Source organism: uncultured Acinetobacter sp., from assembly GCF_947624825.1.
Classification (GTDB): Bacteria; Pseudomonadota; Gammaproteobacteria; order Pseudomonadales; family Moraxellaceae; genus Acinetobacter.
On record NZ_CANQLZ010000012.1, the window covers coordinates 18,021 to 43,054 of the forward strand.

At 41.3% G+C, this 25,034-nt stretch carries 21 protein-coding genes; 4 read left to right on the forward strand and 17 right to left on the reverse strand.

The window, feature by feature from the left end; all coding sequences use genetic code 11:
- Positions 1 to 171: 171 nt before the first annotated feature.
- From Q0017_RS04355 to bfr, 4 genes are all read left to right on the forward strand, one after another.
- Positions 172 to 2,280 carry an HD domain-containing protein gene (locus Q0017_RS04355; protein ID WP_298143200.1) on the forward strand — a complete coding sequence of 703 codons (2,109 nt, stop codon included), beginning with the start codon at positions 172 to 174 and terminating at the stop codon, positions 2,278 to 2,280.
- A 77-nt stretch (positions 2,281 to 2,357) separates the two neighbouring features.
- Positions 2,358 to 2,741: a RidA family protein gene (locus tag Q0017_RS04360; RefSeq protein ID WP_297423502.1), complete on the forward strand. Its 384-nt coding sequence runs from the start codon at positions 2,358 to 2,360 to the stop codon at positions 2,739 to 2,741.
- Positions 2,742 to 2,897: 156 nt separating this feature from the next.
- Positions 2,898 to 3,092, forward strand: a complete 195-nt coding sequence (locus Q0017_RS04365; protein ID WP_298143202.1) for a bacterioferritin-associated ferredoxin — start codon at positions 2,898 to 2,900, stop codon at positions 3,090 to 3,092.
- 217 nt (positions 3,093 to 3,309) lie between these two features.
- Positions 3,310 to 3,774: a bacterioferritin gene (gene bfr, locus Q0017_RS04370; RefSeq protein WP_298143275.1), complete on the forward strand. Its 465-nt coding sequence runs from the start codon at positions 3,310 to 3,312 to the stop codon at positions 3,772 to 3,774.
- 32 nt (positions 3,775 to 3,806) lie between these two features.
- Here the strand turns inward: bfr and Q0017_RS04375 are convergent, their stop codons facing one another.
- From Q0017_RS04375 to Q0017_RS04455, 17 genes are all read right to left on the reverse strand, one after another.
- On the reverse strand, positions 3,807 to 5,456 hold the full coding sequence (locus Q0017_RS04375; RefSeq protein ID WP_298143204.1) for an O-antigen ligase family protein: 1,650 nt from the start codon (positions 5,454 to 5,456) through the stop codon (positions 3,807 to 3,809).
- A 62-nt stretch (positions 5,457 to 5,518) separates the two neighbouring features.
- Entirely contained in the window at positions 5,519 to 6,604 is a 1,086-nt protein-coding gene (locus tag Q0017_RS04380; RefSeq protein WP_298143207.1) for a serine hydrolase, read from the reverse strand.
- 13 nt (positions 6,605 to 6,617) lie between these two features.
- A complete protein-coding gene (locus Q0017_RS04385) occupies positions 6,618 to 7,799 on the reverse strand; it encodes an isoprenylcysteine carboxylmethyltransferase family protein (protein WP_298143210.1) in 1,182 nt (393 codons plus the stop codon).
- 62 nt (positions 7,800 to 7,861) lie between these two features.
- Positions 7,862 to 8,338: a pilin gene (locus tag Q0017_RS04390; protein ID WP_298143212.1), complete on the reverse strand. Its 477-nt coding sequence runs from the start codon at positions 8,336 to 8,338 to the stop codon at positions 7,862 to 7,864.
- A gap of 212 nt (positions 8,339 to 8,550) precedes the next feature.
- Complete coding sequence (locus Q0017_RS04395; protein ID WP_298143216.1) at positions 8,551 to 9,111, reverse strand: TPM domain-containing protein; 561 nt, start codon at positions 9,109 to 9,111, stop codon at positions 8,551 to 8,553.
- Positions 9,105 to 10,100 (reverse strand): YgcG family protein, encoded by a 996-nt coding sequence (locus Q0017_RS04400; protein WP_298143278.1) that lies wholly within the window; start codon positions 10,098 to 10,100, stop codon positions 9,105 to 9,107. The genes Q0017_RS04395 and Q0017_RS04400 overlap by 7 nt, the downstream gene beginning before the upstream one ends.
- A 50-nt stretch (positions 10,101 to 10,150) precedes the next feature.
- Positions 10,151 to 10,741, reverse strand: a complete 591-nt coding sequence (locus Q0017_RS04405) for a LemA family protein (RefSeq protein WP_298143218.1) — start codon at positions 10,739 to 10,741, stop codon at positions 10,151 to 10,153.
- Positions 10,742 to 10,875: 134 nt separating this feature from the next.
- A complete protein-coding gene (locus Q0017_RS04410) occupies positions 10,876 to 12,297 on the reverse strand; it encodes a glutamate synthase subunit beta (protein ID WP_298143221.1) in 1,422 nt (473 codons plus the stop codon).
- A 68-nt stretch (positions 12,298 to 12,365) separates the two neighbouring features.
- The gene (gene gltB, locus Q0017_RS04415) at positions 12,366 to 16,838 is read right to left on the reverse strand and encodes a glutamate synthase large subunit (protein WP_298143224.1); all 4,473 of its coding nucleotides are present in this window, start codon (positions 16,836 to 16,838) and stop codon (positions 12,366 to 12,368) included.
- Positions 16,839 to 17,235: 397 nt separating this feature from the next.
- Positions 17,236 to 18,096, reverse strand: coding sequence for a hypothetical protein (locus tag Q0017_RS04420; protein WP_298143226.1), 861 nt, complete (start codon positions 18,094 to 18,096; stop codon positions 17,236 to 17,238).
- 8 nt (positions 18,097 to 18,104) lie between these two features.
- Positions 18,105 to 19,184, reverse strand: coding sequence for a 3-dehydroquinate synthase (aroB, locus tag Q0017_RS04425; protein WP_298143228.1), 1,080 nt, complete (start codon positions 19,182 to 19,184; stop codon positions 18,105 to 18,107).
- Positions 19,185 to 19,198: 14 nt separating this feature from the next.
- Positions 19,199 to 19,750: a shikimate kinase AroK gene (gene aroK, locus Q0017_RS04430; RefSeq protein WP_367277097.1), complete on the reverse strand. Its 552-nt coding sequence runs from the start codon at positions 19,748 to 19,750 to the stop codon at positions 19,199 to 19,201.
- A 37-nt stretch (positions 19,751 to 19,787) separates the two neighbouring features.
- Entirely contained in the window at positions 19,788 to 21,974 is a 2,187-nt protein-coding gene (locus Q0017_RS04435) for a type IV pilus secretin PilQ (protein WP_298143229.1), read from the reverse strand.
- 9 nt (positions 21,975 to 21,983) lie between these two features.
- Positions 21,984 to 22,514, reverse strand: coding sequence for a pilus assembly protein PilP (locus Q0017_RS04440; protein ID WP_298143232.1), 531 nt, complete (start codon positions 22,512 to 22,514; stop codon positions 21,984 to 21,986).
- On the reverse strand, positions 22,514 to 23,224 hold the full coding sequence (locus tag Q0017_RS04445; protein WP_298143234.1) for a type 4a pilus biogenesis protein PilO: 711 nt from the start codon (positions 23,222 to 23,224) through the stop codon (positions 22,514 to 22,516). Before Q0017_RS04445 ends, Q0017_RS04440 begins: the two co-directional genes overlap by 1 nt.
- Complete coding sequence (locus Q0017_RS04450; protein WP_298143237.1) at positions 23,221 to 23,871, reverse strand: PilN domain-containing protein; 651 nt, start codon at positions 23,869 to 23,871, stop codon at positions 23,221 to 23,223. The genes Q0017_RS04445 and Q0017_RS04450 overlap by 4 nt, the downstream gene beginning before the upstream one ends.
- Entirely contained in the window at positions 23,871 to 24,929 is a 1,059-nt protein-coding gene (locus Q0017_RS04455; protein WP_298143240.1) for a pilus assembly protein PilM, read from the reverse strand. The genes Q0017_RS04450 and Q0017_RS04455 overlap by 1 nt, the downstream gene beginning before the upstream one ends.
- Between the last annotated feature and the right edge of the window lie 105 nt (positions 24,930 to 25,034).

Here is a 25,034-nt window from a genome sequence, read left to right on the forward strand (position 1 = left end):
CCTGTACTTTTATATTTGTGCAATAAACGTTATAACATCTAATCTAGGCCAATCCTTTGCAATTAAAAAAGTTGCTCTTTTTTCACAGAAAAAATTGACAACTGACGCAGAATACATTTCATTAAAGGATTAGCCCATCAACTTATTTAACGTGTCTCGTAAAGGTGTTCTATGCCAGGTGCAGAAGTCAATCAAGCAAAGCAACAGCTCAAAACTATTATCGACGCTTACCTAAGCGAACGTGATGTGGAGCGCGTGCTAGAGGCTTGTGATTATGCCGATATGGCACATGATGGTGTAACACGCAAAAGCGGCGAACCGTACATTCTTCACCCGATTGCGGTAAGTTGTATTTTAGCCCACATGCGCCTAGATGCCGAAACCTTAATGGCCGCGTTGTTACACGATGTCATTGAAGATACCGAATTTACTAAAGAAGACATCACAACAAAATTTAGCCGCACTGTGGCTGAATTGGTCGATGGTGTGACCAAACTCAGTCATTCAAGCGACAAAGAATTTAATAAAGCTGCGTCATTTCGTAAAATTTTACAAGCGACTTTACAAGACCCACGTGTCATTATTATTAAACTCTCTGACCGCTACCACAATATGACCACCTTGGACGCACTACGCCCTGATAAACGTGCGCGTATTGCCCAAGAAACCTTTGATGTATTCGTGCCTATGGCGCGTATTGTTGGCATGAATGAGATGGCTGATAACTTAGAGCATCTGTGTTATCAAAATCTTGATTTAGACATGTACAACAACGTACAAGAAGCACTCTTACACACCAAGCCAAAACGCTGTGAATATCAAGCGATTTGGGAAAGTAAACTGACTACTTTATTACAAGATAATGCCTTACAAGGTCGGATTAAAAAGAAAAACAACAACATTGAGTTATTACGTCACTTTGTCAAAAATGACATTAACTTACAAGAACTGACCCATAGTCATGCTTTTGAAATTATTTTACAAAGCATTGCCGACTGTGACCGCTTGGCAGAAATGCTACGTGATAATTTCCAAGTGTTAAGCTATGCCGATCATATTCGTCGTCCACTACCGGGTGGCAACCAATCGTTAATGCTGCGCTTAAAAGGCGAAAAAACCACGCTGTCTTTAACCATTCAAACCGAATTAATGCGTAAAGCTGCACGTTTTGGTGTGGTGCTCGGTGAAAATGCACCGCAAGCATGTCGCTCGGCTATTCAAGCTTCAATGCAAAATTTAAACGTGTTGGTCGATGGCGATTGTGCTAAAACCACATTTAATGAGCTACTTGACTATCTACATCAAGAAAAAATTTGGGTATATACCCCACAAGGGCATTTACACGAGTTGCCGCAAGGTGCAACAGTTGTTGATTTTGCTTATTCAGCCAGTTTATTTTTAGGCAACCATGCCGTAGGTGCCAAAATTGATGGCGAAACCAAGTCTTTATCTACTGCCCTATCCAATGGTCAAGTGGTTGAAGTGATTACCGATGTTTTAGCCTCTCCAAATCCAGATTGGCTTAGCTTTATCAACACGCAAAAAGCGCGTCGTGCCTTACAAAATATGTTGCGTGACCAAGACATTGAAGAGCAACGTTTGGTCGGTCAGCAAGCGCTAGATCGCGCCTTAAAGCTGTTTAATCGCTCAAGTAAAGACCTAACTGAAGAAGATTGGACTGATTTATTACAGTGGCGTCATTTAGAATCCAAAGATCGTTTATTTGAGCAAATTGCTGTAGGCGATTTATTGCCGCAATTGGTTGCCAATCATTTGTTCTCACAAGATCATCATAGCGAAGAATCTGAGCGTTTAATCCAAGGCACTGAAGGCGTAGATGTGAAATATGCCCATTGCTGCAACCCTGTGTTAGGTGACCCAATCCAAGGGCATTTATCACGCCGTGGTTTGATCGTGCATCGTGCGCGCTGTCGTAATTTATTGCATGAGCAACATTTGCACCCTGAAAACATTATGCCGCTCAATTGGAACGATAAACATGATGTGGTTGAAGATGTAAGCTTCACCGCTTATCTAGCCATTGATTTAATTCTTAATGATGAACAAATATCAGATTTGATTTATCAATGCCGTAAAGCACATACGGGTGTTGAAATGGTACGCCCACATGAGGGGAAAACTTATGTGAATATTGTGGTGAATAATCGCCAACATATTGCCAAAATTATTCGTGATTTACGTATGCAGTTTGGTTTCCCACGTATTGGACGTTTATTCCAACCACTCAATATGCATGAGTCTGCAAAAGCTGCAAGTTAATCAAATTAAACGATAATACTTCTGCTGTTGAATTTGATCGACTAAGATGTATAAAGACACCACATAAGGAGAAATTGATGTCGCGCCAAGTAATCCATACCGAAAATGCACCTGCTGCGATTGGCACATATTCACAAGCAATTTTAGTGAATGATACTTTATATCTTTCAGGGCAAATTGGTTTAGATCCATACAGTATGGAATTGGTTGAAGGCATTGAAGCACAGATCCGCCGTGTCTTTGATAATTTAAAAGCGGTGTGTGAAGCAGCCGGTGGCTCATTGGCTGATATTGCTAAACTCAATATTTTCTTAACTGATCTTTCAAATTTCCAATTGGTTAACCAAATTATGGGCGAATATTTCGCGCAGCCTTATCCTGCACGTGCCGCATTAGGTGTCGCCAGCTTACCTAAGGGTGCTTTAGTTGAAATGGATGGTGTGGTTATTATTAATCAATAACTTAGCCTATACCTATAAACGCCACCGATTGAGTGGCGTTTTTTAATTCAAAAACTCAATAAACATTCACAAAGAATAAGATGAAATAAATTGACAATTGATAATAATTATCAATAATACTAGTTATCTTATTTATTTCATTGTATGTGGTTGCTGATGTACGTATGTCTATGTCGCGGTATTACTGATCAGGATATTAAAGAAGCTGTTGCGAATGGTGCAGGAAGTTACCGTGAAATTCGTGACCAACTTGACCTTGGTACATGCTGTGGACGTTGTGCACCAGAAGCGCGCGCCATTATTAGTGAAGAAGTTGCCCAAATTGCCGCGCGCATTTCTGTGGCCGCTTAAAACCGCATAATTATAAAAATACGCCGTTAGGCAAATAACTCCTCCCCCGCTTATGACTCTGAGCGGGTTTTTTCTTGCCAAAATTCTGCTGCAACAACTGCTTTTGATTGCGATTTTCATTTGCTGTTCTATAAATCACTCGCGACAACGGCTTTTTTTGTTTAACATGATTCTAATTTAAAATTAAAGCCTTATGGCAATTCTTGGAGTGGCTGCAATGAAAGGCAATCGTGACGTTATCAATCAATTAAACCAAGTGTTGTATCATCATTTAACCGCAATCAACCAATACTTTTTGCATTCACGTATGTTTAATGATTGGGGCATTGAAAAATTAGGTTCGGCTGAATACAAAGAATCTATTCGTCAGATGAAACATGCCGATAAAATTATTGAACGTGTTTTATTTTTAGAAGGTCTACCTAATTTACAGCACCTAGGTAAGCTCTATATTGGTCAGCATACTTTAGAAGTTCTGCAGTGCGACGTACGTAAAGTCAATGAGAATATTGAGGCACTACAAAAGGCTGTGGCTTTAGCTGAAAGCCATATGGACTATGTAACGCGTGATATGCTGCAAGAGATTCTTGAAAAAGAAGAAGACTACTTAGATTGGACCACAACCCAACTTGATTTGGCTGAAAATGTGGGTATTGAAAACTATATTCAAAGCCAAATTTAAACAAAAAAAAGCCCGCGATTGCGGGCTTTTTATCACTGTGGTGCAAGTTCAATTAGTTCTTCGTAGCTAATCTCTAAATTACGCAATTCGCGCAATAACCACAGTTGGTGCTTGGCCTCTTCTTCATAACCATTAAATGCCAGCAATTTGGCATATTTAAATAAATCATAAGTGGTTGGATAATTAAGTACAATCTCACTAATTTGCGTTAGTTCATTAGGGCTGATTTGGGTATACGGACTCATACGAATCCATTCAATGCGACGATTAAGTTCTTCTAAGAGATAAATTTGATCGTGGTTGGTGATTTGCTCAGGTGTTTTTTCATAACGCATCGATTGATTGAGCTTGGGTACTACCGTTGCATAATCACGATAAATTAAAGCGGTAACTGCAATCCCTAGCACCAATGTTACTTGCATAAAGCGCGGGCTAATTTGCCATGTTTTGGTATTTGACTGTGCTTGCAAAATTCCCAAGATAAAGCCAATTGGCAGTAAGAAATAAGCATAGTTTTGTGGAAATTCCAACATTGCATGCACAGTAAATACCGTGACCATCAGCAGTGCAATCACAGATTCAACTGAATTAACACGACGCAACAAAGTTATTGCCCAATAAGCCAAATATGCCAAAAACGGCAAGCCAATGAGTAAACCATTCCATACTAAGAAATCTAAAACAAAATTATGCGCGCTACGAATCCAGACTGGCCCTTGGAAATAATCACTAATTAACGTGTAAGCCACGCTGGTTTGGTGCCAACCATAACCCCAAAGCGGCTGCTCCATAATGGCATGTAGCATTTGCTGCCAAATTGCCAAACGTGACATATCACCAGTGGCACGTTTAGATAGCTCAACCGCACCGGCACCGCTTGCTACAGCACTATCTGCAAAAGGTGACAAAATCGTTACGCTTAAAGGTAATGCCCAAATCAGCAGCACTATAAACAAAGTAGTCCATGCGGTTACGTAGTACCATTTCAGGCTGAGTACGCCTTTATAATATTGGTAAGCACCATAAAATAAGATGCACAAACACGCCACCCAAGAGGTGCGTGATTGACCAAGTACAACACCTGTGACAATCAGGGCCGCAATAAAGCTTAAAACTTTACTGTCGAGCTTTCGTTTTTCATATAAGTACCAACATGCCAACAAAGACATCAGTAAAAAAGTTGCCATATTATTGGGTTGAGCAAAGTTGGCATAAGGACGTCCGCCAAAACTTTTAATATTGTGCATACCCGGCAAATAGGCATCTAGGTTGACCCATTGGCACACAGCAATAAAGGCTGTGGCTGCTCCTACGGCTGTGAGTAAATAGCATAGATGGGTAAATAGCGTTTCTCGAGCAGTTTTAGATTCATAAGTTAAATTAAAACCTAACTGAATACTGAGCCAAAAGCCAAAGATAAAAATGCTGCACAGTAATGCTTTATCAAAGAAAAATACCTGACCGAATGCATATTGAATTAAAGGCACAAGACTTAAAGCCAATATAGGCAGTGTGACTTTGGCAATCTGTAATTTTTGTTGGATAAAGATAAAACTTAGGGTAATGAGCGCCAAAAATGCATAGAGCTCACCTGTATAGGTAACCCACGGTCGGTAATGGACTGGCAATAACCACGCCAATGCCATTAGTACAGCAGCAAAGAGGAGAAGGTAAAACTTCATAATAAAAATATGTTGATGATTTGGGCTTATGATAGGTAAAAAATCCTGCATTTGCAGCAAATTTAATCACCACCCAATAGAGCATAGAGTGTAGATCTAAGCTGTTTTTGACCTTCATTTACATCTTCACCACGGTAATTGGCAAGAAATACAATCGAGCGCCCATCTTCAAAAAGCATCGTTAAAGCTGTAAGCCCAGGTAAGCTTCCATCTCTCCAATATACACGTTGACTAGGTAAGCTTTGATATTGATACATCATTAAACTATGACAACCCGTCCATTGATCCAACCGACAGGAGTTGGGTTTAAATTTGAGTGCTGCTTCAAAATAATTTTGTTGCTGGATGAAATCCAAGACTTTGGAAAAATCTTGCGCTGTACCCACAAAACCACCATAGGCAGTAAAATGTGGATAATTTAAGCTATCGCTAGTCATCTTAAAAAAATCGAAGTATTCAACTGTACCTTGATGATCTGCAATGTGTGATATTTTAGCTTTAGCTGGTTGAAACAATTGTTGTTGATAAATGTCTTTTAGAGGAGTCTGATATTTTTTTGCAATTACTTCTCCTAGTAAACAGTAGCCAAAATTAGAATAAGCAAATTGAGTATTGGGTAAAAAATCTAATTGATAATGTGCCAAGTGCTGTAAGTTTTGAGGACATAAATTTGGTTTTTCAAATACCCAATCTCCCGATACACGACGATCAAAACCTGCTCTATGCTGAAGCAAATGTGTAATTTGAATGTCCATTATTTGGCTATGTTGAACTAAGGGTAAATCTAGCGTTGTAAAGAGTTGATCATCTAAATTGAGCTGCTTTTTTTTCACTAAATCAAGCACAAGTGCAGCGGTAAAAATTTTAGATAAACTTGCATATTTAAATTGGTCATTATTTTGCAGATCACGTAATGGCCACAGTGACGCCCAACCAATACTACAGTTGAGCGTACCTTGCTGATGGGTGTAACTGATTTGCACACCAATATAACCTTGGCTTTTGAGGAGAGGAACTAATTTAATCAGCCAATCGGGTTGTGTTGCATCACAACTTATAGGGTATTTACTCTGCTTTAAAGTATAAGCAATCAGCTCTTCACGCTGCTGCAATAAATAGATACTGCATAAGACAATCAGAAGAATCAAATAAATAGCTATTCTATTTATTTTTTTTAATCTTTGCCCATAACCCATGCTTAGATATCCAGTGCTGATATTCACGGTATTCGGCAAACTTCATCAAATGGCGCTCTTCAGTTTTGGCGCGCAAGTAATAAGTTAAACTCACCGCGGTTAAAGCCAATACATTACGCCATAGATCTAAGCCTACTACGCCAAAAAATGGTACAGTATGTAGCCACCAATAGATATTTTTTGATATGTACGCTGGATGTTTGGAGTAACGATATAGCCCCGTATTCACTAAACCACGCCAAGATAAGTTGGAAAAACGAAAGCCGAAACTAACCGTTGCTGCCCAATAGCATATCCACGTTAAACAAATTAAGGTTGCCCAAATCCAATACAAAATTGAATCAGGAGTTAACCAATCTGACCAAATATAACTATCAATTTGTTGAGTGAAGAATTTAAATATAATTACAAAGGGTGGATAACAAATTAAACACACCAACCAGCCTTGCCATGTTTCATCTACACTTAAAGTATCTGTTGCAAAAAACTTACTGGAGAAAACATATCCACCAATGGCAATAGTTACATCAAAACAAATGCCAAATAAGAATAAAAATTTAACCCATTGGCTAGGTTCAGCTAAAATATTTTCTAATAGCAATAATTGCTCAATCGCAATACAGGCAGCGCCGTATACAAAAGGGATATAAAAAATCTTAACAATGCTACTTAATATAAATAGTTTATAGGCTTGCCATGTAAAACGGCGATTTTTCAAATCAAACCAAATGGTTGCATAAACATCATTAGGCTCTAGTTGACGTTGATCTAAAAATACAACCCACGCATAAATTGCCAATAAAATAAATGGGGAAAAAATTAAAGCATCTAGACAATAAGCAAAATACAACGTCTGTTGCAAGTGGCTATACATTACATAGGAAAATAGTACACTGAACAACCAAATTAAACTTAAAGTTAGAGTTTTTGCTTTTACCCTTTGACGATTCAACTTATTTTTTTTCTTAAAATATGTATGAATATGATTTAAATTTAAGCGATACGCACTATATAAACCAACGCCTAAAGCAACCAACATACTCAGACGTACAAATACCCCAATATACTCATGCGTATTCATAAATAAAGCATAGATTAATGTGGTAAAAAATAAACTTACGACTACACTTAAGCCAACTTTATACATATTTCCACCAAAAAAAATAAGCTACCCTTGGGCAGCTTATTTTGTACTAGTTTACTAAAAAATTAGTTACCAGTTGTAGTTGTAGTTGCTGCTGTTAATGATTGTGGTAAGAACTCTGGATCAACAGTAGTAGTACCAAGTTTTACCAAAGTACCATTGTCTTGTACACCCATACCAATGATTTTGCTAGCTACTTTATTAGATACACCAGTACCTTTAAACGTATAAGTAATGGTACAACCAGAAGCACCAGTCGTTACTGTAGTCGCGCTTGGTGTACCACCAATAACAGCTGTACCGTATTTGCCTTCCATGCTATCTGCTGCTGCAACAGTAGCTGAACCATTCGCAAAACATGTATTGTTTTGTAAATTAGTTTGGATGCTTGTTTTTAGACCCGTCGCTAAAGTCATTGCTTCAGATACTTGTGAACGAGCGATATAGTTTTGGTAAGCAGGAATCGCGATTGCAGCCAAAATACCGATAATTGCAACAACGATCATTAATTCAATTAATGTAAAACCTTTTTGAGCGTTCATAACATTCTCCAGAAGAATATATTTGTTTATTTATATATGTAACTATAAGCAAAGTATGTGCCAAAGTTAAATACTAATTTCGTCTTTATATTAAATATTTGATTTATAAAAATTTTTAAATAAAAATTAAAAATTAACTAAAACTTAATTTGTGTACTTATGTATTTTTTATGTAAACAACTGACATTTTTTGTCAGTTGTTTACTTATTTTTTAACCAAGCATAATTGGGGCATTACCCAATTCGTCACTTTGGTCAGGTGTTTTTTGCTCATAAAATTGATTTAACGCCTCACCTATTGCTAAAACAGCTTCAATAACCGCTTGTCGGTACTGTTGCTGCTGCATGCTTACAATCAGTTGCTGACAAATACTGTCCCAAGTGGCTTGTTGGGTGGCAGATTTCAGCCCACGATCAATTACAATCTCAACGCTACGTTCGCATAAATTAATATATAACAATATACCGCTATTGAATTGGGTGTCCCAAACACCAAGTTCGGCAAATAGGTCACGCGCACGCATTTTGACATCTTGATGATAAGCTTTTGAGCAAGGGATATGACCTTCAATCACCACTTGAATTTCACCGACATGCCCTTGCTCAGCTTGCTGCACAGCCACGCTAATGGCATGTTGATCTTGTTGATTAAAATAGCGTTTAGTGGCCGGCATAAAGACAAAATGCTTCAACCAACGCTTTAAACTGGGCTGAACCACATGTTCAATTTTAGGCTGTGTGACAATTTGGGTTGTGTCTGTTGTTGTTACCATGATCCTGAAGCTCCTCCGCCACCAAAGCCGCCACCACCACCGCGGTAACCACCACCACCTAAACCACCGCCGCCGCCACGCCCTGCACCTGATAAAAACATCTGTAAAATCAGTTGCGCAACCGAGCTAATCAGCAGTACAAAAATACCACCTGCCAACAATACACTGGTGATTAAACCTGCGCCATTGACCAAACCTGCAACCAAACCTGCTACGGCTGCGGTTGAAGCACTTAAACGCCGCCCTACCATGTAAGAGGCGAATACACCCGCAATTAAAATAAATAATGCTGTAGAGAGAGTTTTTTCACGCGCTTGTTGTTCTTGCAAGGCTTGTTGTTGGCGCTGTTGTAACTCTTGCGCCGCTTGTGCTGCAATTTCAGGGTCTTGATTTAAAACGGCTTGAATTTGTCCAATGCCTGAGGCAATCCCTTCGGCATAACGCCCTTGGGCGAAATAAGGCGTGATGTGCTGATTAATAATGCGACTGGTGATAATATCGGGCATGACACCTTCTAAGCCATAACCGGTTAAAATCTGAATACGTCGATCATTGACAGCAATCGCCATGAGTAAACCATTGTCACGTTGGGCACTCCCCAATTGCCATTGGTCGGCTACACGCATCGCGAAGCTAAAAATATCTTCTTGACCTGTCGTGGGCACAATCACCACCCCAATTTGTGCTTTGCCTTGTTGGTGCAATTGCAAAATTGTTTGGCTAATTTGCTGTTTTTGGGCAGGGCTCAGTAAATTGGCTTGATCGACAATTGGTTCATTTAAACTGGGTAAAGTACGTGTTTCGCCTTCATTAAGATCATTAGCCACAGCCTCTTGGCTAGCGGTAGGTGTAGGTGCTGTGGCACGAGTGGCATTATTGCCTTGCGGCTGAATGATTTGACCCATCACCACGGCTTGTTGTGTGTCTGTTGCCGTGGCTTCATTACTATAGACCGTGCTGCTGCCAAACATAAGCAACAGCAATGTCATCCCGAGCAACCGTGTGATGAGCATAGGTCTCTCCTACGGATTAAGCTGTTTTAGTCGAAAGAAACCTGAGGTGCATTTTGAGCAGCGGCATCGGCACTGAAGTTTTCTTTGGTTTTCATACCAATCACTTTAGCAGTCATCACTTGCGGGAATTGACGTGAATAACTATTAAAATCTTGCACGCTGCTAATATAACGATTACGTGCCACTGCAATCCGGTTTTCGGTGCCTTCTAGTTGTACTTGTAAGTCGCGGAATTGTTCATTGGCTTTTAAATCCGGATAGTTTTCGGTGACTGCCAATAAGCGTGATAAAGCGCTGCTCATTTGTGCTTGGGCTTGTTGGTATTTTTCAAATAAAGCAGGGTCTTCTAAAACTTCTTTATCAACCTTTAAACCTGCAACATTGGCACGCGCTTGAGTCACTTGGGTCAAGACTTGTTCTTCATGTTTGGCATAGCCTTTGACCACATTGACTAAATTAGGCACCAAGTCGGCACGGCGTTGATATTGGTTTTGTACTTCTGCCCAAGACGCCACCACAGCTTCATCTTTGACTTGTAAAGTGTTGTAGCCACAGCCTGAAAAAACTAAAGTGCTGGCAAGGGTGATGGCAAGTGCTGATTTTTTCATAAAGTTCATAGACGTAGGTCCTGTGCTTTTGTTGTATTTATTGAAATTATAAGCATTGTAATCATAAAGGCTTTTGTGAATTGTTGTTTTTATTTAAGCAAGCATAAAAAACCCGCACTAGGCGGGTTTTAGTTGAAACAAACTTAAACTTCTAAATAATCCAAAATACCTTCAGCCGCTTGACGACCTTCCCAAATGGCGGTGACCACTAAATCTGAGCCACGTACCATATCGCCACCGGCAAAGATTTTTGGATGAGAGGTTTGGAATTTATATGGCTGCTGTTCTGCGGCAACTACACGACCTGAACCATCTAATTCAATGCTTACATCCTTAAACCAATCGGCAGGTGAGGTACGAAAACCAAAGGCAAGTAACACAGCATCTGCCGGTAAAATTTCTTCAGACCCCGGAATAGGTTCAGGGCTACGACGACCACGGCTGTCGGGTTCACCCAATTGTGTGGTCACAACTTTTACGCCTGTGACTTTGCCATTTTGACCCACAATTTCAATTGGTTGACGGTTAAAAGCAAACTGTACGCCCTCTTCACGGGCATTTTTTACTTCACGGCGTGAACCGGGCATATTGGCTTCATCACGACGATAGGCACAAGTCACTGACTCAGCACCTTGGCGAATTGAAGTACGATTACAATCCATCGCAGTGTCGCCACCACCTAAAACCACCACTTTTTTACCTTGTAGCGAAATGTATTCGGATGGGTCTTTTTCCCAACCTTGGGTACGGTTGACATTGGCAATCAAGAAATCAAGAGCATCATGCACACCATCTAAATCTTCACCGGCAAAACCGCCTTTCATGTAGGTATACGTACCCATACCCATAAACACAGCATCATAATCTGCAAGTAATTGTTCGATGGTGATATCGGTGCCAATTTCGGTATTTAAGCGAAATTCAACGCCCATACCTGTGAAAATTTCACGGCGGCGCTTCATCACATCTTTTTCCATTTTAAATTCTGGAATACCAAAAGTGAGTAAGCCGCCAATTTCAGGGCGTTTATCAAAGACCACAGGACGAACACCGGCACGCACTAAAATATCGGCACAGCCAAGACCTGCCGGACCTGCACCAATAATGGCTACTTTTTTGTCGGTCCATGTGACATGTGACATATCAGGGCGCCAACCTAAAGCAAATGCGGTATCGTTAATGTATTTTTCTGCATTACCAATCGTGACTGCACCAAAGCCATCATTTAAGGTACATGCGCCCTCACATAAACGGTCTTGTGGGCATACACGACCACACACTTCAGGCAAGGTATTGGTTTGATGACACAATTCTGCCGCTTGGAAAATGCGACCTTCGGCAATTAGCTTTAACCAATTTGGAATGTAGTTATGGACTGGACATTTCCATTCGCAATACGGGTTACCACAGCCTAAACAGCGATGGGTTTGGTTTTTTGCCACTTCTGCTGTAAAGGGTTTATAAATTTCCACAAACTCAGCTTTGCGGACATCGATATCTTTTTTTTCAGGGTCTTGGCGTGCTACATCCAAAAACTGAAAGTCATTACTTAGGCGCTCTGCCATATCTGTCTCCGTCGGTGGGTGTCAGTATGGTTTAGTCACTGACACCTGCCCTTATCTTGCTTGTAGAATTATTGTGGATCTGCTTGTGTCTTTTTGAGTAAGGTCAATAAGTTAGCCGCTTTAGGTTTGACTAACCAAAATTTACGGCTATAAAAATCAAACTCATGACGGATTTTATATGCCCAAGCACTGCCGGTTTCTTGGATGTGCTCATCTAAGATGGTGAGTAAATAAGCCTTATGCTCTTCCATCGCTTCGGTAGAAATACGATTAAGTTCAATCAATTCATGGTTATAGTGATCAACAAAGTCGTTATCTAAATCAAGCACATAAGCAAAGCCACCGGTCATACCTGCACCAAAGTTATGTCCAACTTTACCCAGTACAGTCACAATGCCGCCGGTCATATATTCACAGCAATGGTCACCTGCACCTTCAATCACCGCAAATGCACCTGAGTTACGCACCGCAAAACGCTCGCCTGCGGTGCCTGCGGCAAATAATTTCCCGCCGGTTGCGCCATATAAACAGGTATTACCAATAATGGCGGTTTCTTGACTTTGGAACGGTGAACCTTTTGGTGGGAAGATTGAGATACAACCACCCGCCATGCCTTTACCGACATAGTCGTTGGCATCGCCTTCTAATTTAATTTGTAGACCACCGGCATTCCACACTCCTAAAGATTGACCTGCCGTACCGGTTAAATGCACTTTAACCGGTTGATCTTCCATACCTAAATTGCCATAGCGACGGGCAATTTCACCTGAAATACGCGCACCAATCGAGCGGTCACAGTTGCCAATTCTAAAGTGATATTCGCCCCCTGTTGCGGCTTCAATTGCAGGCAACATATCCGTCACCATACGCTCAGCCAATACGCCTTGATCAAACGGTGCATTGCCTTCTACTTGGCAATACTGTGCTTTACCTTCAGCCGATGGATGTGACTCAAGTAAAGCACTTAAATCAAGGTGCGCGTGTTTGTCGGTTTCGCCCGGTAAAATTTCCAGTAAATCAGTACGTCCAATCAAATCTTTTAAACTTGCCACACCAAGCGCTGCCAACCATTCACGGGTTTCTTCAGCAATAAAAGTGAAGAAGTTAATCAGCATTTCTGGCTCACCAATGTAATGCTGCTCACGTAAATGATCTTGTTGCGTTGCTACACCGGTTGCACAGTTGTTTAAATGGCAAATACGCAGGTATTTACAACCTAAAGCAATCATTGGGGTAGAACCAAAACCAAAGCTTTCTGCACCTAAAATCGCAGCTTTAACCACATCTAAACCTGTTTTTAAACCACCATCGGTTTGCACACGCACTTTACCGCGTAGGTCATTCACGCGCAGCGCTTGATGCGCCTCACTTAAACCTAATTCCCACGGCGAACCAGCATGATGAATTGAAGACAGGGGCGATGCTGCTGTACCACCGTCATAACCTGAAATGGTAATGAAATCGGCATAGGCTTTGGCAACACCTGCCGCAATCGTTCCCACACCCGGCTCAGACACTAATTTTACGGACACCATAGCTTGTGGATTGACTTGTTTTAAGTCAAAGATCAACTGTGATAAATCTTCAATCGAGTAAATATCGTGATGCGGCGGTGGTGAAATTAAGGTTACACCCGGTACCGAGTAACGTAAACGTGCAATCAGACCGTTGACTTTACCACCCGGTAGCTGACCGCCTTCACCCGGTTTTGCACCTTGTGCCACTTTAATTTGCAGCACTTCTGCTGAAGTTAAATACGCTGGGGTCACACCGAAGCGACCTGATGCAATTTGTTTAATTTTTGAGTTACGAATGGTGCCATAACGCGCAGGATCTTCACCGCCCTCACCCGAATTTGAACGTCCGCCAATCGTGTTCATGGCAATGGCGATTGCTTCATGTGCCTCAGGTGATAATGCACCTAAAGACATCCCTGCTGAATCAAAGCGCGGTAAAATTTGTTGCACCGACTCAACTTGCTCTAGAGCAATTGAATGGTCAGTTTTAAGTTTAAATAAATCACGAATCGTGGCAATTGGACGGGTATTAACCAACTGTGCATATTCTTTAAAATCGGCGTAATCACCTGAACGAACCGCTTTATGCAGTGCATTAATCACATCTGGGTTAAAGGCGTGATATTCTTTATCAAATACAAATTTGAGTAAGCCACCTTGTTCAATCGGCTTACGGTTTTTCCATGCTAAATCGGCTAATTTTTTCTGATCGTTTTCTAAATCTACAAAAGTTGCACCTTGAATACGGCTTGGTACGCCAATAAAACAGGTGTTGACCACTTCGTTAGATAAACCAACCGCCTCAAATAACTGACCACCACGATAAGAGGCAACCGTTGAAATCCCCATTTTAGATAAAACTTTGAGTAAGCCTTTTTCAATGCCTTTACGGAAATTATTTTGCGCATACACAGGGTCGCCCAATAACTCACCTTTGGCGATTAAGTCATTGATCACGTCATACGCTAAATATGGATAAATGGCAGTAGCACCAAAGCCTAACAATACAGCAAACTGATGCGGATCACGCGCAAAGCCTGTTTCAATAATTAAATTGGCATCGGTACGTAAGCCCACTTGCATTAAATAGTGATGCACGGCACCGGTGACCATCATGGCATTGGCAGGTAAATGTCCTTCACGGATTTTTTTGTCTGACAATACCAGCAATGTTTTACCATCACGAATGGCTTGTGCTGCTTGCTGACAAATACGTGTAATTGCAGCTTGTAAACCTTCCTCTTGGGCATAGTTCAAGTCAATATCGGCAATCTCATAGCCTTTACGACCAATGGTGCGAATTTGATGCATTTTTGAATTGGACAGCACCGGACTTGAAACAATCAAACGATCAGCATGTTCAGGGCTTTGTTCAAACACGTTTTGCTCACGACCAAAACAAGTTTCAAGTGACATCACAATCGATTCACGTAAGGGATCAATCGGTGGATTGGTCACTTGCGCAAATTGTTGGCGGAAATAATCCGACACATGACGCACTTGACGTGACAGCACTGCCATTGGCGTGTCATCGCCCATAGAGCCCACCGCTTCTTGACCACTTTCTGCAATTGGACGCAGCAATTGGTCACGTTCTTCAAAGGTCACCATAAACATTTTTTGTGAGGCTTTAAGCTGTTCTCCTTTTAAGCCTTGATCACATAAATGTTCTTCAAGTTCGGTGCTGCCTTGTAAACGTACAGAATGATCACGTAACCATTCACGATACGGACGCATGTTTTTAAGATGATGATTTACATCTTGAGTATCGAGCATTTTGCCGGTTAAGGTATCAATCACTAAGATTTGACCCGGACCCACACGCCCTTTAGAAATCACATCTTCAGGTTCATAGCCCCATACACCAATCTCTGACGCGAGTGTAATGTAGCCATTTTTGGTAATCACCCAACGTGCCGGACGTAAACCATTACGGTCTAGCATACAAATGGCATGACGCCCATCTTGAATCACAAGACCGGCTGGACCATCCCATGCTTCCATATGTTTTGAGTTAAATTCATAAAAAGCACGTAAATCAACGTCTAAAGTTTCTACATTCTGCCATGCAGGTGGCACAAGCATACGTAACGCACGGAATAAATCCATACCACCGCCCACCAGTAACTCAAGCATATTGTCTAAGCTTGAAGAATCCGAACCAGTACGGTTTACAATTGGATCAAGTTCTGTAATACCCGGTAAAAATGGCGTTGCAAATTTAGGGGTACGTGCCACAGCCCAGTTACGATTAGCAGTAATAGTATTGATTTCGCCATTATGCGCTAAATAACGGAACGGCTGTGCTAATGGCCAACGTGGCAAGGTATTGGTCGAGAAACGTTGGTGGAACACCACAATATGTGAGGCTAAACGCGGATCGGCTAAATCCAAGTAGAAGTCGGCAATATACACCGGCATCATTAAACCTTTATAGCTAATCACTGTTGAGCATAAGGTTGTTACATAGAAATATGGGTCATTGATTTGTTGTTCAGCACGACGACGTGCCATCACCAATTTACGGTTAAACTCAACCTCAGTCACACCCATTGGGCAATTGACAAAGATTTGTTCAAACGCTGGCAAAGACTGCATCGCAATTGAACCTAAAGCATCATTGTTGGTTGGCACAACACGCCAACCCAATACGCGACAGCCTTCTGCTTCAATTTCTTTGGTTAAAATTTGTTTGGCATTTAAAGCTAAAGCTGGGTCTAGGTTTAAAAATACCGTACCCACAGCAAAGACTTCGCTTAACGTAATATCACTAATTTTTTTTGCTTCTTCACGGAAGAACGCTTTTGGCATTGCCAATAATAAGCCACAACCATCACCTGTTTTGCCATCTGCGGCAATACCACCACGGTGGGTCATACAACTTAAACTGTGCATAGCGGTCTTGACTAAGTCATGGCTTGCATCACCTTGCATGTGAGCAATTAAGCCGAAACCACAGTTATCTTTAAACTCATCGGGTTGATACAAACCTTGAGTGGGAGCTACATTGTGAGGCGATGGCATGTGCATAGCGTACCCTTCTTCTTACAGAGCCCATCAATGGGCAATTAACAGTTCATTTTTTGTTGGGTGTGTTCCTAAGTTTGAGTTAGCAAAGCTGCCAATCACTTTAAGCACTCTTTTAACGCAAGATCGTGCACAGTTTTTGGAGTCTGCCGCGCCAAAACAGGACATTGACTCAATTCATGCAGCAATAAAGCAAGAACGATGCCAAGTTTTTTATTTAGGTGTTGTAGCTTTTATATTGACGACTTTAACAGACTCAAATCAATTTTAAATGATGTATTTTGATTATTTTTGCACCTAAAATGGGCAAAAATGAGCATACAATAAGCAAGATGCGCTATTTTAGGACAAAATTAGACGATTTTTTTGCACTTTATTGTGCCCCATGCAAGACCTATTCGCCGTTACTTTGGCTTTGGGTTTTCTCAACATCTACCACGGTACCTTGTTGATCACGACGTATGATCGTGGTTGAGGTGGTGGCTTTTTCAGGATGAATAGTCGGTGCAGTTTGATTTTGCGACTGTGGCGGCACAGCTGCTTGACGTGGTGCAGTACGAGTCAGCGCTTGCTGACGGGCTAAGTTGCGTTTGGCTTCAGCCAATACGCTTTCATCCACACGAGGTAAAGCAACAGGGCGTAGTTTTACTTCATATAATTTTTTATTTAAACCAAGTTCATCCGAACCCATATCATTGACGAATGCTTGATAGTCGCTCAGCGCCGCCACATGAGCTTGCGCTGATTTTGGTAAACCAAAATTGGTGGCAGCAAGAGCTGCCTTCGCTTGATCTTGATTGCCATATAAACCATACAGCATCACATATTGCTCAGCTTGATTTTCGCCGCTTAAACGTAAATAACGATAGTCTTTACGCTGTGCTTGTTTCTTTAAAAAAGTATTAATAATTTGTTCTTCAGAAACACGAAATAGCTCAATCACATATTTCTTTTTATTGTCTTCAATAAATTTATTGCCACGAAATTCTGCTTCATGTTGCCCTGTGGCAACCACACGTGTGGTCATATCCAAAGGACGCACTTGCTCTAACAAGCCACCCAAATGCGTGGTCGCAGCGACTTTTTCAGGTTGAATTTGTACAGGAGTTTGCGCTTCTTTAGCCACCTCAACCACTTCAAGTTGATCTTGATCGGTGATGGCCCATGCAATGAGTGCGCCAGATAAACATAGCAGTCCGCAGCCCAACCAAAAGGTGTGCTGTAATTTTTGCTTTGAGGTGCGGATAGCTGCCATAGTAAACCTTATTCTTGGTGGGCTAAAATTGCCTGCTGCATCAATTCTACATCAAACGCTTTGGTAATCACCGCTTTGCCTAAGTTTTCAAGCAATACCAAACGCAATTGTCCGTTTAAAACTTTTTTGTCATGTGCCATAAAAGCTAAGAATTCATCGAGTGGAATTTTAGGACAAACGATCGGCAAGTTGGCACGAGAAATGATTTTTTTTGTACGCTCTAAATCTGCTGGTGAAATCCAGCCCATACGCATAGATAAATCGGCCGCCATCACCATACCCATCGCCACGGCTTCACCATGCAGCCATTCACCATAACCTAAATATGATTCAATGGCATGACCGAAGGTATGACCTAAATTGAGTAAAGCACGCTCGCCTTGTTCTTTTTCGTCATTGGCTACAATACGTGCCTTATGGGCACACGAGCGATACACCGCTTCAGCTAAAAGCTCAGCATCGCCTGCAACCAGTGCATCCATATGCTGCTCAAGCCATGCTAAAAACTCAATATCACCTAACAACGCGTATTTAATCACTTCAGCAAGACCCGCCGAGAGTTCACGCGGTGGTAGGGTTTTTAACTGTGACATATCAGCGAGCACCACTTGTGGCTGCTGAAATGCCCCAATCATGTTTTTGCCTAAAGGATGATTAATGCCAGTTTTACCACCGACACTAGAATCTACTTGTGACAATAGCGTAGTGGGTACTTGTACAAAATACACGCCACGTTGAAAAGCTGCTGAGGCAAAGCCTGCCATGTCACCAATTACACCACCACCTAAAGCCAATACGGTGCAATCACGGTTAAAACCAGCTTCGAGTAAGGCATCAAAAATTAAGTTTAAATGCTCAATGTTTTTGTACTGCTCGCCATCAGGCAAAATACACGTTGTCACCGTCTTGTCTAAGGCTTCAAGGGCTGTGACATAATGCTGCAAATACAGCGGTGCAACCGTTGTATTACTGACAATCATCACCTGACGACCCTTAATATACGGTTCAAGCAATGCTTGAGGATTTAAGTCACTACCAATAAAGATCGGATAACGACGATCACCGAGTTCAACGTGTAAAGTTTGCATGATGTTAAGATCGCTTATTCAACTGATACTTGAGAGTTATTTGAAATCACATTTAAGATTTTTTGCGCCAAATCACGCGCAGCACCTTGATTGGTTTCAATAATATAATGAGCCACTTCACGATATAAAGGATCACGAATTTCAAGCAACTCTTGTAGCTTTTGCTCAGGATTTTCAACTTGTAATAAGGGACGATTTTTATCGCGATAGGTACGCTGTAATTGAATTTCAACCGGCGTATACAGATAAACAACGATGCCACGTTGTTTTAAGAATTGACGATTTGGGGCTTGGGTTACTACACCACCACCTGTAGCCAACACTAAAGCCGAACGTTCGGTTAGCTCATCAATGACCGCAGTTTCGCGTTCACGAAAGCCAAGTTCGCCTTCTTTGTCGAAGATCCATGGGATGGAGGCCCCAGTTTTGCGTTCAATTTCGTGATCACTGTCTAAAAACTCACGTCCTAACAGCTCTGCCAAATGGCGACCAACTGTGGTTTTACCTGCCCCCATGGGCCCTACCAAATAGATATTTGGTAGGGTATCAAACTCTTTGCTTGGCAAGGAGTCACCTATTAATTTTGCTTAAATTGAAAATATATTAATGATTTCTTGAAACACTGTCATTAACAATTCGCGGTGTAACAAAAATCAATAGCTCACGCTTATCTTCCGATTTCAAATCTTTACGGAACAAACGACCCACATATGGCAAATCTCCTAAGAAAGGAACTTTGGTTTGCTGGGTTTGAGTTTCTTGCTCAAAGATACCACCTAGCACCACAGTTTCGCCATTATTAACCAGTACATTGGTGTTGATTTCATTTTTATTTAAAATGATCTCACCATTTGGTGCAACACCTGATGGTGAATCGCTATTAATTAAAAGCTGCATTTGTACTTTGCCATCTGGCGTGATACTTGGCGTGACTTCTAAGCTTAACAGCGCATCTTTAAACTGGGTATCTGCTGTGGTACCACCACCTGATGTGGTTGTAGTTTGATACGGAATTTGTTGACCCGATGCAACTTTGGCCAATTGCTTATCTGCGGTCAAGACTTTTGGTGTAGAAATTACTTCACCGTAACCATCAGATTGTAAAGCAGAAAGCTCAAGGTCAAGCATAAAGTCAGATAGGCTAATTAAACCAAATGCCACACGACCGGCTGCACCTGCCACGCCTAAATCGACGTTTAAGTTATCTGGACGTTGAATATCAGTTTTACCGTCGTCATCTGGATCACGTAAGTCCCATAAGGTTTGATCACTACCACCAACAAGTAAGTGATCATTTTTATTAATCCCTTGTGAAACTAAGCCCCACTTGACTCCCATTTCTTTGGTAAAGTCAGTCGTTGCACGCACAATACGTGCCTCAACCATGACTTGCTTAACAGAAACATCAAGTAAATCAATCATTTTACGAATTTGATCAATTTTGGCAGAAGTATCATTAATAATTAAGGTATTGGTACGTGGGTCAACTGATACCGTACCGCGTGGACTCAGCAGTGAACCTACGCTATCACCAAGCAAATCACTGCCTGTAGTCGATGCGCTGTTGTTATTACGACTACCTGCATTACGACCATCAACAATGAGTTTTTCAATGTCAGCCGCTTTGGCATAATTTAATTGCACATATTCGGTTTGCAATGGGGCAAGTTTAATACTTTGTGCTAATGCTTTGGCTTCTTCTTCTTCAGCTTTAGTCAGCTCAGGAAGTGGTGCAATCCAAATGACATTACCATTATGGCGCTTGTCTAAGTTCTTGGTTTTTAAAATAATATCTAAAGCTTGATCCCAAGGTACATCTTTTAGACGTAAAGTGATATTGCCTTGTACCGTATCGGCTGCCACCATGTTAATGCCGGTAAAATCTGCCAACAACTGTAAAACACGGCGCACTTCGATATCTTGGAAATCGAGTGAGATTTTTTTGCCTGTATAATTTTGTACAGTACGTGTCACTGCCTGCTGAGCTGTCAAACTGCTACGATCTACAGGGCGTTTAACCGAAATGGTTAATTTGTTTTCAGCTTGATAAGCCATGTACTCATAGCTACCATTGGTCTGAATAGTCACCACACCATTACTGCCATTATTTTGCGCATCAATGGTTGAAGCAGGGGTGGCAAAATCATTGACATTCAAACGACGTGCTAAATGCGTAGGTACTTTATTACCTAAAGTACGTACCACAATTTTGCTGCCTTGTTGTTGTACATCAACGGGCGTGTTGGCACCGGCTAAATCAATCACAATTAAGCCTTCACCACTTGAACCACGTTCAAAGCCAATATTGGTAATGCCTTGTGCTTGTTTCACTGCAGCTGTAGGGACTGCTGTTGTGCCAGTAGATGCAGTTGGATTGATTTTTAAGATGTAAGTATTGCCTTCAACACGCGTGGTAAAAGCACCTGCATCCGCCAAATTAATGGTTAAACGCGAACGTTGAGCATCTGACATGACATCCAAATTGCTCGCTTCTTTGGTGGCAATCGCAATATTGTTTTGTTTTAAGGTTTGCGCAGTCTTTTCAAAATCTAAAATTAAACGCGATGGGCTGTCTAACTGATAAGCTTGTGGCTCAGGTGGTACGCCATTAAACATGACACGAATTTCAGTGCCTTGATTGGGTACTTGCATCGGCACAATATTGGTAATGCTCACTTGTGCATTGGCGACTTGCATTACAGCCATGGCCACAGTTGCCATTGAAAACTGACGAAATAAATTCATGGTATTACCATCCCCAAAAATAAAATCTTTCATACTATTCTTCATTGTTATTCCTTAAGGCGCTGCTGCACCAAGCAGTACAAGGCTACGTGGACGTTCTAAATACCCTTCACGACCATCAGGAATGATTTCGATCAGATCAATTTGTGTAGGCGTAATACGCACGATTCGTCCATGGTTATTCCCCATATAACCTCCCACTTGTACACGCTCAAGCTCACCATCTGGGGTTTGAATCACAGCGGTCACTTTGCCTGATGTACTGCGCATACTGCCTTTCATATTCAAAGTTTCTAAAGCATAACTTTCTAAAGGCTGTGGCGTACGTGTAAAGTTTGGATAAACCCGCTTACCTGCCATAATTTTAAGTTCTGCAGCCAATGAGGTTGGCATAAATGGACTTTTAAGTTGATGGGCAGCATAGTCAAATGTGGGCACTGGCATAAAGACAGGTGCAGGCTCAATTGGTAATGGCGGTTGATTACGAATTTCTGCCATCTGTTGATTAACAGTATCAATCCGTGAGTCACATCCAACCAAAGCTAAACCTAAGAGGCAGCTTAAGCTAATTTTGCTCATTTGCATTATGGCGTCCCCTCTTGAGCTGGCGTATCTACTGCTTGTTCTGTAGTGCCAATATAACGATAGGTCTTGGCATTGACTTTATAAGTGATCACCGGCACTTCAGCACGTTTTTCTTTGCTCTCGATTGCTGAAATTTCAAAATCATGCAACGTCACAATACGCGGTAGCGCAGCAATAGCACTGACAAATGAACCAAAGGCGTGATAATCGCCTGTCGCTTCCATTTCAATGGGTTGTTCAATAAAGAACTCTTGTTTAATTTCGTCTTGTAAACGAATATTCTTAAAACGCAGTCCTGCATTGACGCCAGTAATGTTGATGTCTTCAACTAAGCCTGGGATCTCAGTTTCTTTAGGCAATTGCTCTAATTGTTGGTTAAAGTTTGCTTGCATCTCAATTAATTGCGCTTGATACTGTTGCAAGTTACGTAACTTTGAATCCTTTTCACGAAATTCATTCAAAAGTTGTTGTTCTTGGGCACGAGCAGTTTCAATCGCGTCAAGCTTGGGTTTAATCGCTAAAAAATAACCAATAGCGGCTGTTAATAACAATAAAAACAACCAACAGGTAATTTTAACTGATAAAGGCCAGCCACCGTAGTTACTGGTATCAAGGGTATTAAACTGTTGAAAGAATTTCTCAACTGTCATTTTCTTTTTGGGGCGGACTGCTTCATCTTGGCTTAATTCATCGAATTGTTCACGACTCATGGCTGTGCCCCCGTTGTTGTTACATTGGCTTCACTTGCAGGTAAATCATCTAAAGCCACTGCATCCAATTTAATCTCATCAAGATCAACCGTAACCACAAATGCGCCATAACTGTCTTCACGGCGTGGTAGTAAGGAACTTGCAGGTTTATCTTTGTTTTCTTCTGCCGCTAAGAATGAGTTCATAAAGGCATTACGATACCAAGCTGACGCCTCTAAACCACGTAACAAATCTGCCACGGTATTTGGACTATCAGCACGTCCTTCGATGGTAAATTTATCGCCCTTACGCACAAACTTAGTAATGTGCATATTACTTGGAGTCACACGCACTAATTCATCCACTAAACGCACGGCTACAGGACGTTGTCCTTGTAAACCTTGAATCAGCTTCATACGCTCTACAATCGCATCACGTTGCTCTTGTAAACCTTCTAAAGATTTCAGCTGTGTGTCTAGATTTTGATTGGTGGTCATGACCAGTTGATTGGCTTGATTTTGATCTTCAAGTTTATGATCAAAATACATCCACGTACCCACAACCCCCAGCACCCCAAGTAATGCCACGCCAATTGATACGGCAATAAATTCTTTTTTTCTTTTTTCTCTTAGCTCATCACGCCAAGGGAGTAAATTAATTCTTGCCATTAATCAAAACTCCGTATTGCAAGGCCACAGGCCACCATCAAGGAAGATGCATCCTTTTCAATTTTCTGCACATCTACTTTGCTTGAAAAACCCATTTGTAAAAATGGATTCGCAACTGTGACGCGATACCCGAGTTTTTGCTGGATTAATTTTGCAAGCCCCGTGATATTGGCATTACCCCCAGCCAATAAAATATGATCAATCTCATTAAATTGGGAAGAAGAAAAGAAAAATTGTAAAGAGCGCGCTGCTTGTTGAACCACAGCATCTAAATAAGGCTCTAAGATTTCCGCTTCGTAATCATCTGGTAAAGTTTGGGTTCTTTTAGCACGACCCGCTTCTTCAAACGATAAACCATAACGGTTTTGAATATCTTGTGTGAGCTGCTTGCCCCCAAACACTTGTTCACGGGTATAAATGACTTTGCCATTTTGCATCACAGATAAAGTGGTCATGGTATGACCAATATCTAAGATTGCAACTGTATTTACCCCAACCGGCAAAGTATCGGCAAAGACTTGATAGGCATTTTCAATCGCACAGCTTTCCACATCAGCAATTTTTGGCGTTAAACCCGCTAGCTCCAAAACCTCTGAGCGAACACTAATATTTTCAAGACGTGTTGCAACTAAAAGCACTTTAACCCGATGAGGATTAGGTAAACGCTCAGGTAAAACCTCAAAATCAAGGCTCACCTCATCTAATGGAAATGGAATGTATTGCTCAGCATCCATTCGGATTTGGATTTCACGCTCGTCATCGCTCATGTCAGCATCCATTTCAATGATTTTTGAAATCACCATAGACGTTGGCACTGCAAAGGCAGCCTGATCACTATGTGGGTCGGCAAGATTAATAGCACGTTCAAGTGCATCAGCCACAGCTTCTACATTTAAAACGTTCTTTTCAACAACACTGCCTTCAGGTAAGGGTACAAGTGCATAGCTTTCCACATGATACTTACCATTCTTTACAGCGAGTTCTAAAGCCTTAACAGAAGTAGAACTAATATCTACGCCTATTAACCCCTTGTTTGGTTTACGATATAACCTAAGCACAATGTAGTCCTATTATTTTTTTATCCCCAAAAACAAAAATCCACTAACCGGTCTAGATCTATAATTTTCTACGGATACAATAACTCATCTAACAATCCGTAAGTG

Excerpts from the sequence above, each read along its gene's own strand:
- Q0017_RS04355 (WP_298143200.1), top strand. The coding sequence starts at position 172 with ATGCCAGGTGCAGAAGTCAATCAAGCAAAGCAACAGCTCAAAACTATT.
- Q0017_RS04360 (WP_297423502.1), top strand. The coding sequence starts at position 2,358 with ATGTCGCGCCAAGTAATCCATACCGAAAATGCACCTGCTGCGATTGGC.
- Q0017_RS04365 (WP_298143202.1), top strand. The coding sequence starts at position 2,898 with ATGTACGTATGTCTATGTCGCGGTATTACTGATCAGGATATTAAAGAA.
- bfr (WP_298143275.1), top strand. The coding sequence starts at position 3,310 with ATGAAAGGCAATCGTGACGTTATCAATCAATTAAACCAAGTGTTGTAT.
- Q0017_RS04375 (WP_298143204.1), bottom strand. The coding sequence starts at position 5,456 with ATGAAGTTTTACCTTCTCCTCTTTGCTGCTGTACTAATGGCATTGGCG.
- Q0017_RS04385 (WP_298143210.1), bottom strand. The coding sequence starts at position 7,799 with ATGTATAAAGTTGGCTTAAGTGTAGTCGTAAGTTTATTTTTTACCACA.
- Q0017_RS04390 (WP_298143212.1), bottom strand. The coding sequence starts at position 8,338 with ATGAACGCTCAAAAAGGTTTTACATTAATTGAATTAATGATCGTTGTT.
- Q0017_RS04395 (WP_298143216.1), bottom strand. The coding sequence starts at position 9,111 with ATGGTAACAACAACAGACACAACCCAAATTGTCACACAGCCTAAAATT.
- Q0017_RS04400 (WP_298143278.1), bottom strand. The coding sequence starts at position 10,100 with ATGACATTGCTGTTGCTTATGTTTGGCAGCAGCACGGTCTATAGTAAT.
- Q0017_RS04405 (WP_298143218.1), bottom strand. The coding sequence starts at position 10,741 with ATGAACTTTATGAAAAAATCAGCACTTGCCATCACCCTTGCCAGCACT.
- Q0017_RS04410 (WP_298143221.1), bottom strand. The coding sequence starts at position 12,297 with ATGGCAGAGCGCCTAAGTAATGACTTTCAGTTTTTGGATGTAGCACGC.
- gltB (WP_298143224.1), bottom strand. The coding sequence starts at position 16,838 with ATGCCATCGCCTCACAATGTAGCTCCCACTCAAGGTTTGTATCAACCC.
- Q0017_RS04420 (WP_298143226.1), bottom strand. The coding sequence starts at position 18,096 with ATGGCAGCTATCCGCACCTCAAAGCAAAAATTACAGCACACCTTTTGG.
- aroB (WP_298143228.1), bottom strand. The coding sequence starts at position 19,184 with ATGCAAACTTTACACGTTGAACTCGGTGATCGTCGTTATCCGATCTTT.
- Q0017_RS04435 (WP_298143229.1), bottom strand. The coding sequence starts at position 21,974 with ATGAAGAATAGTATGAAAGATTTTATTTTTGGGGATGGTAATACCATG.
- Q0017_RS04440 (WP_298143232.1), bottom strand. The coding sequence starts at position 22,514 with ATGCAAATGAGCAAAATTAGCTTAAGCTGCCTCTTAGGTTTAGCTTTG.
- Q0017_RS04445 (WP_298143234.1), bottom strand. The coding sequence starts at position 23,224 with ATGAGTCGTGAACAATTCGATGAATTAAGCCAAGATGAAGCAGTCCGC.
- Q0017_RS04450 (WP_298143237.1), bottom strand. The coding sequence starts at position 23,871 with ATGGCAAGAATTAATTTACTCCCTTGGCGTGATGAGCTAAGAGAAAAA.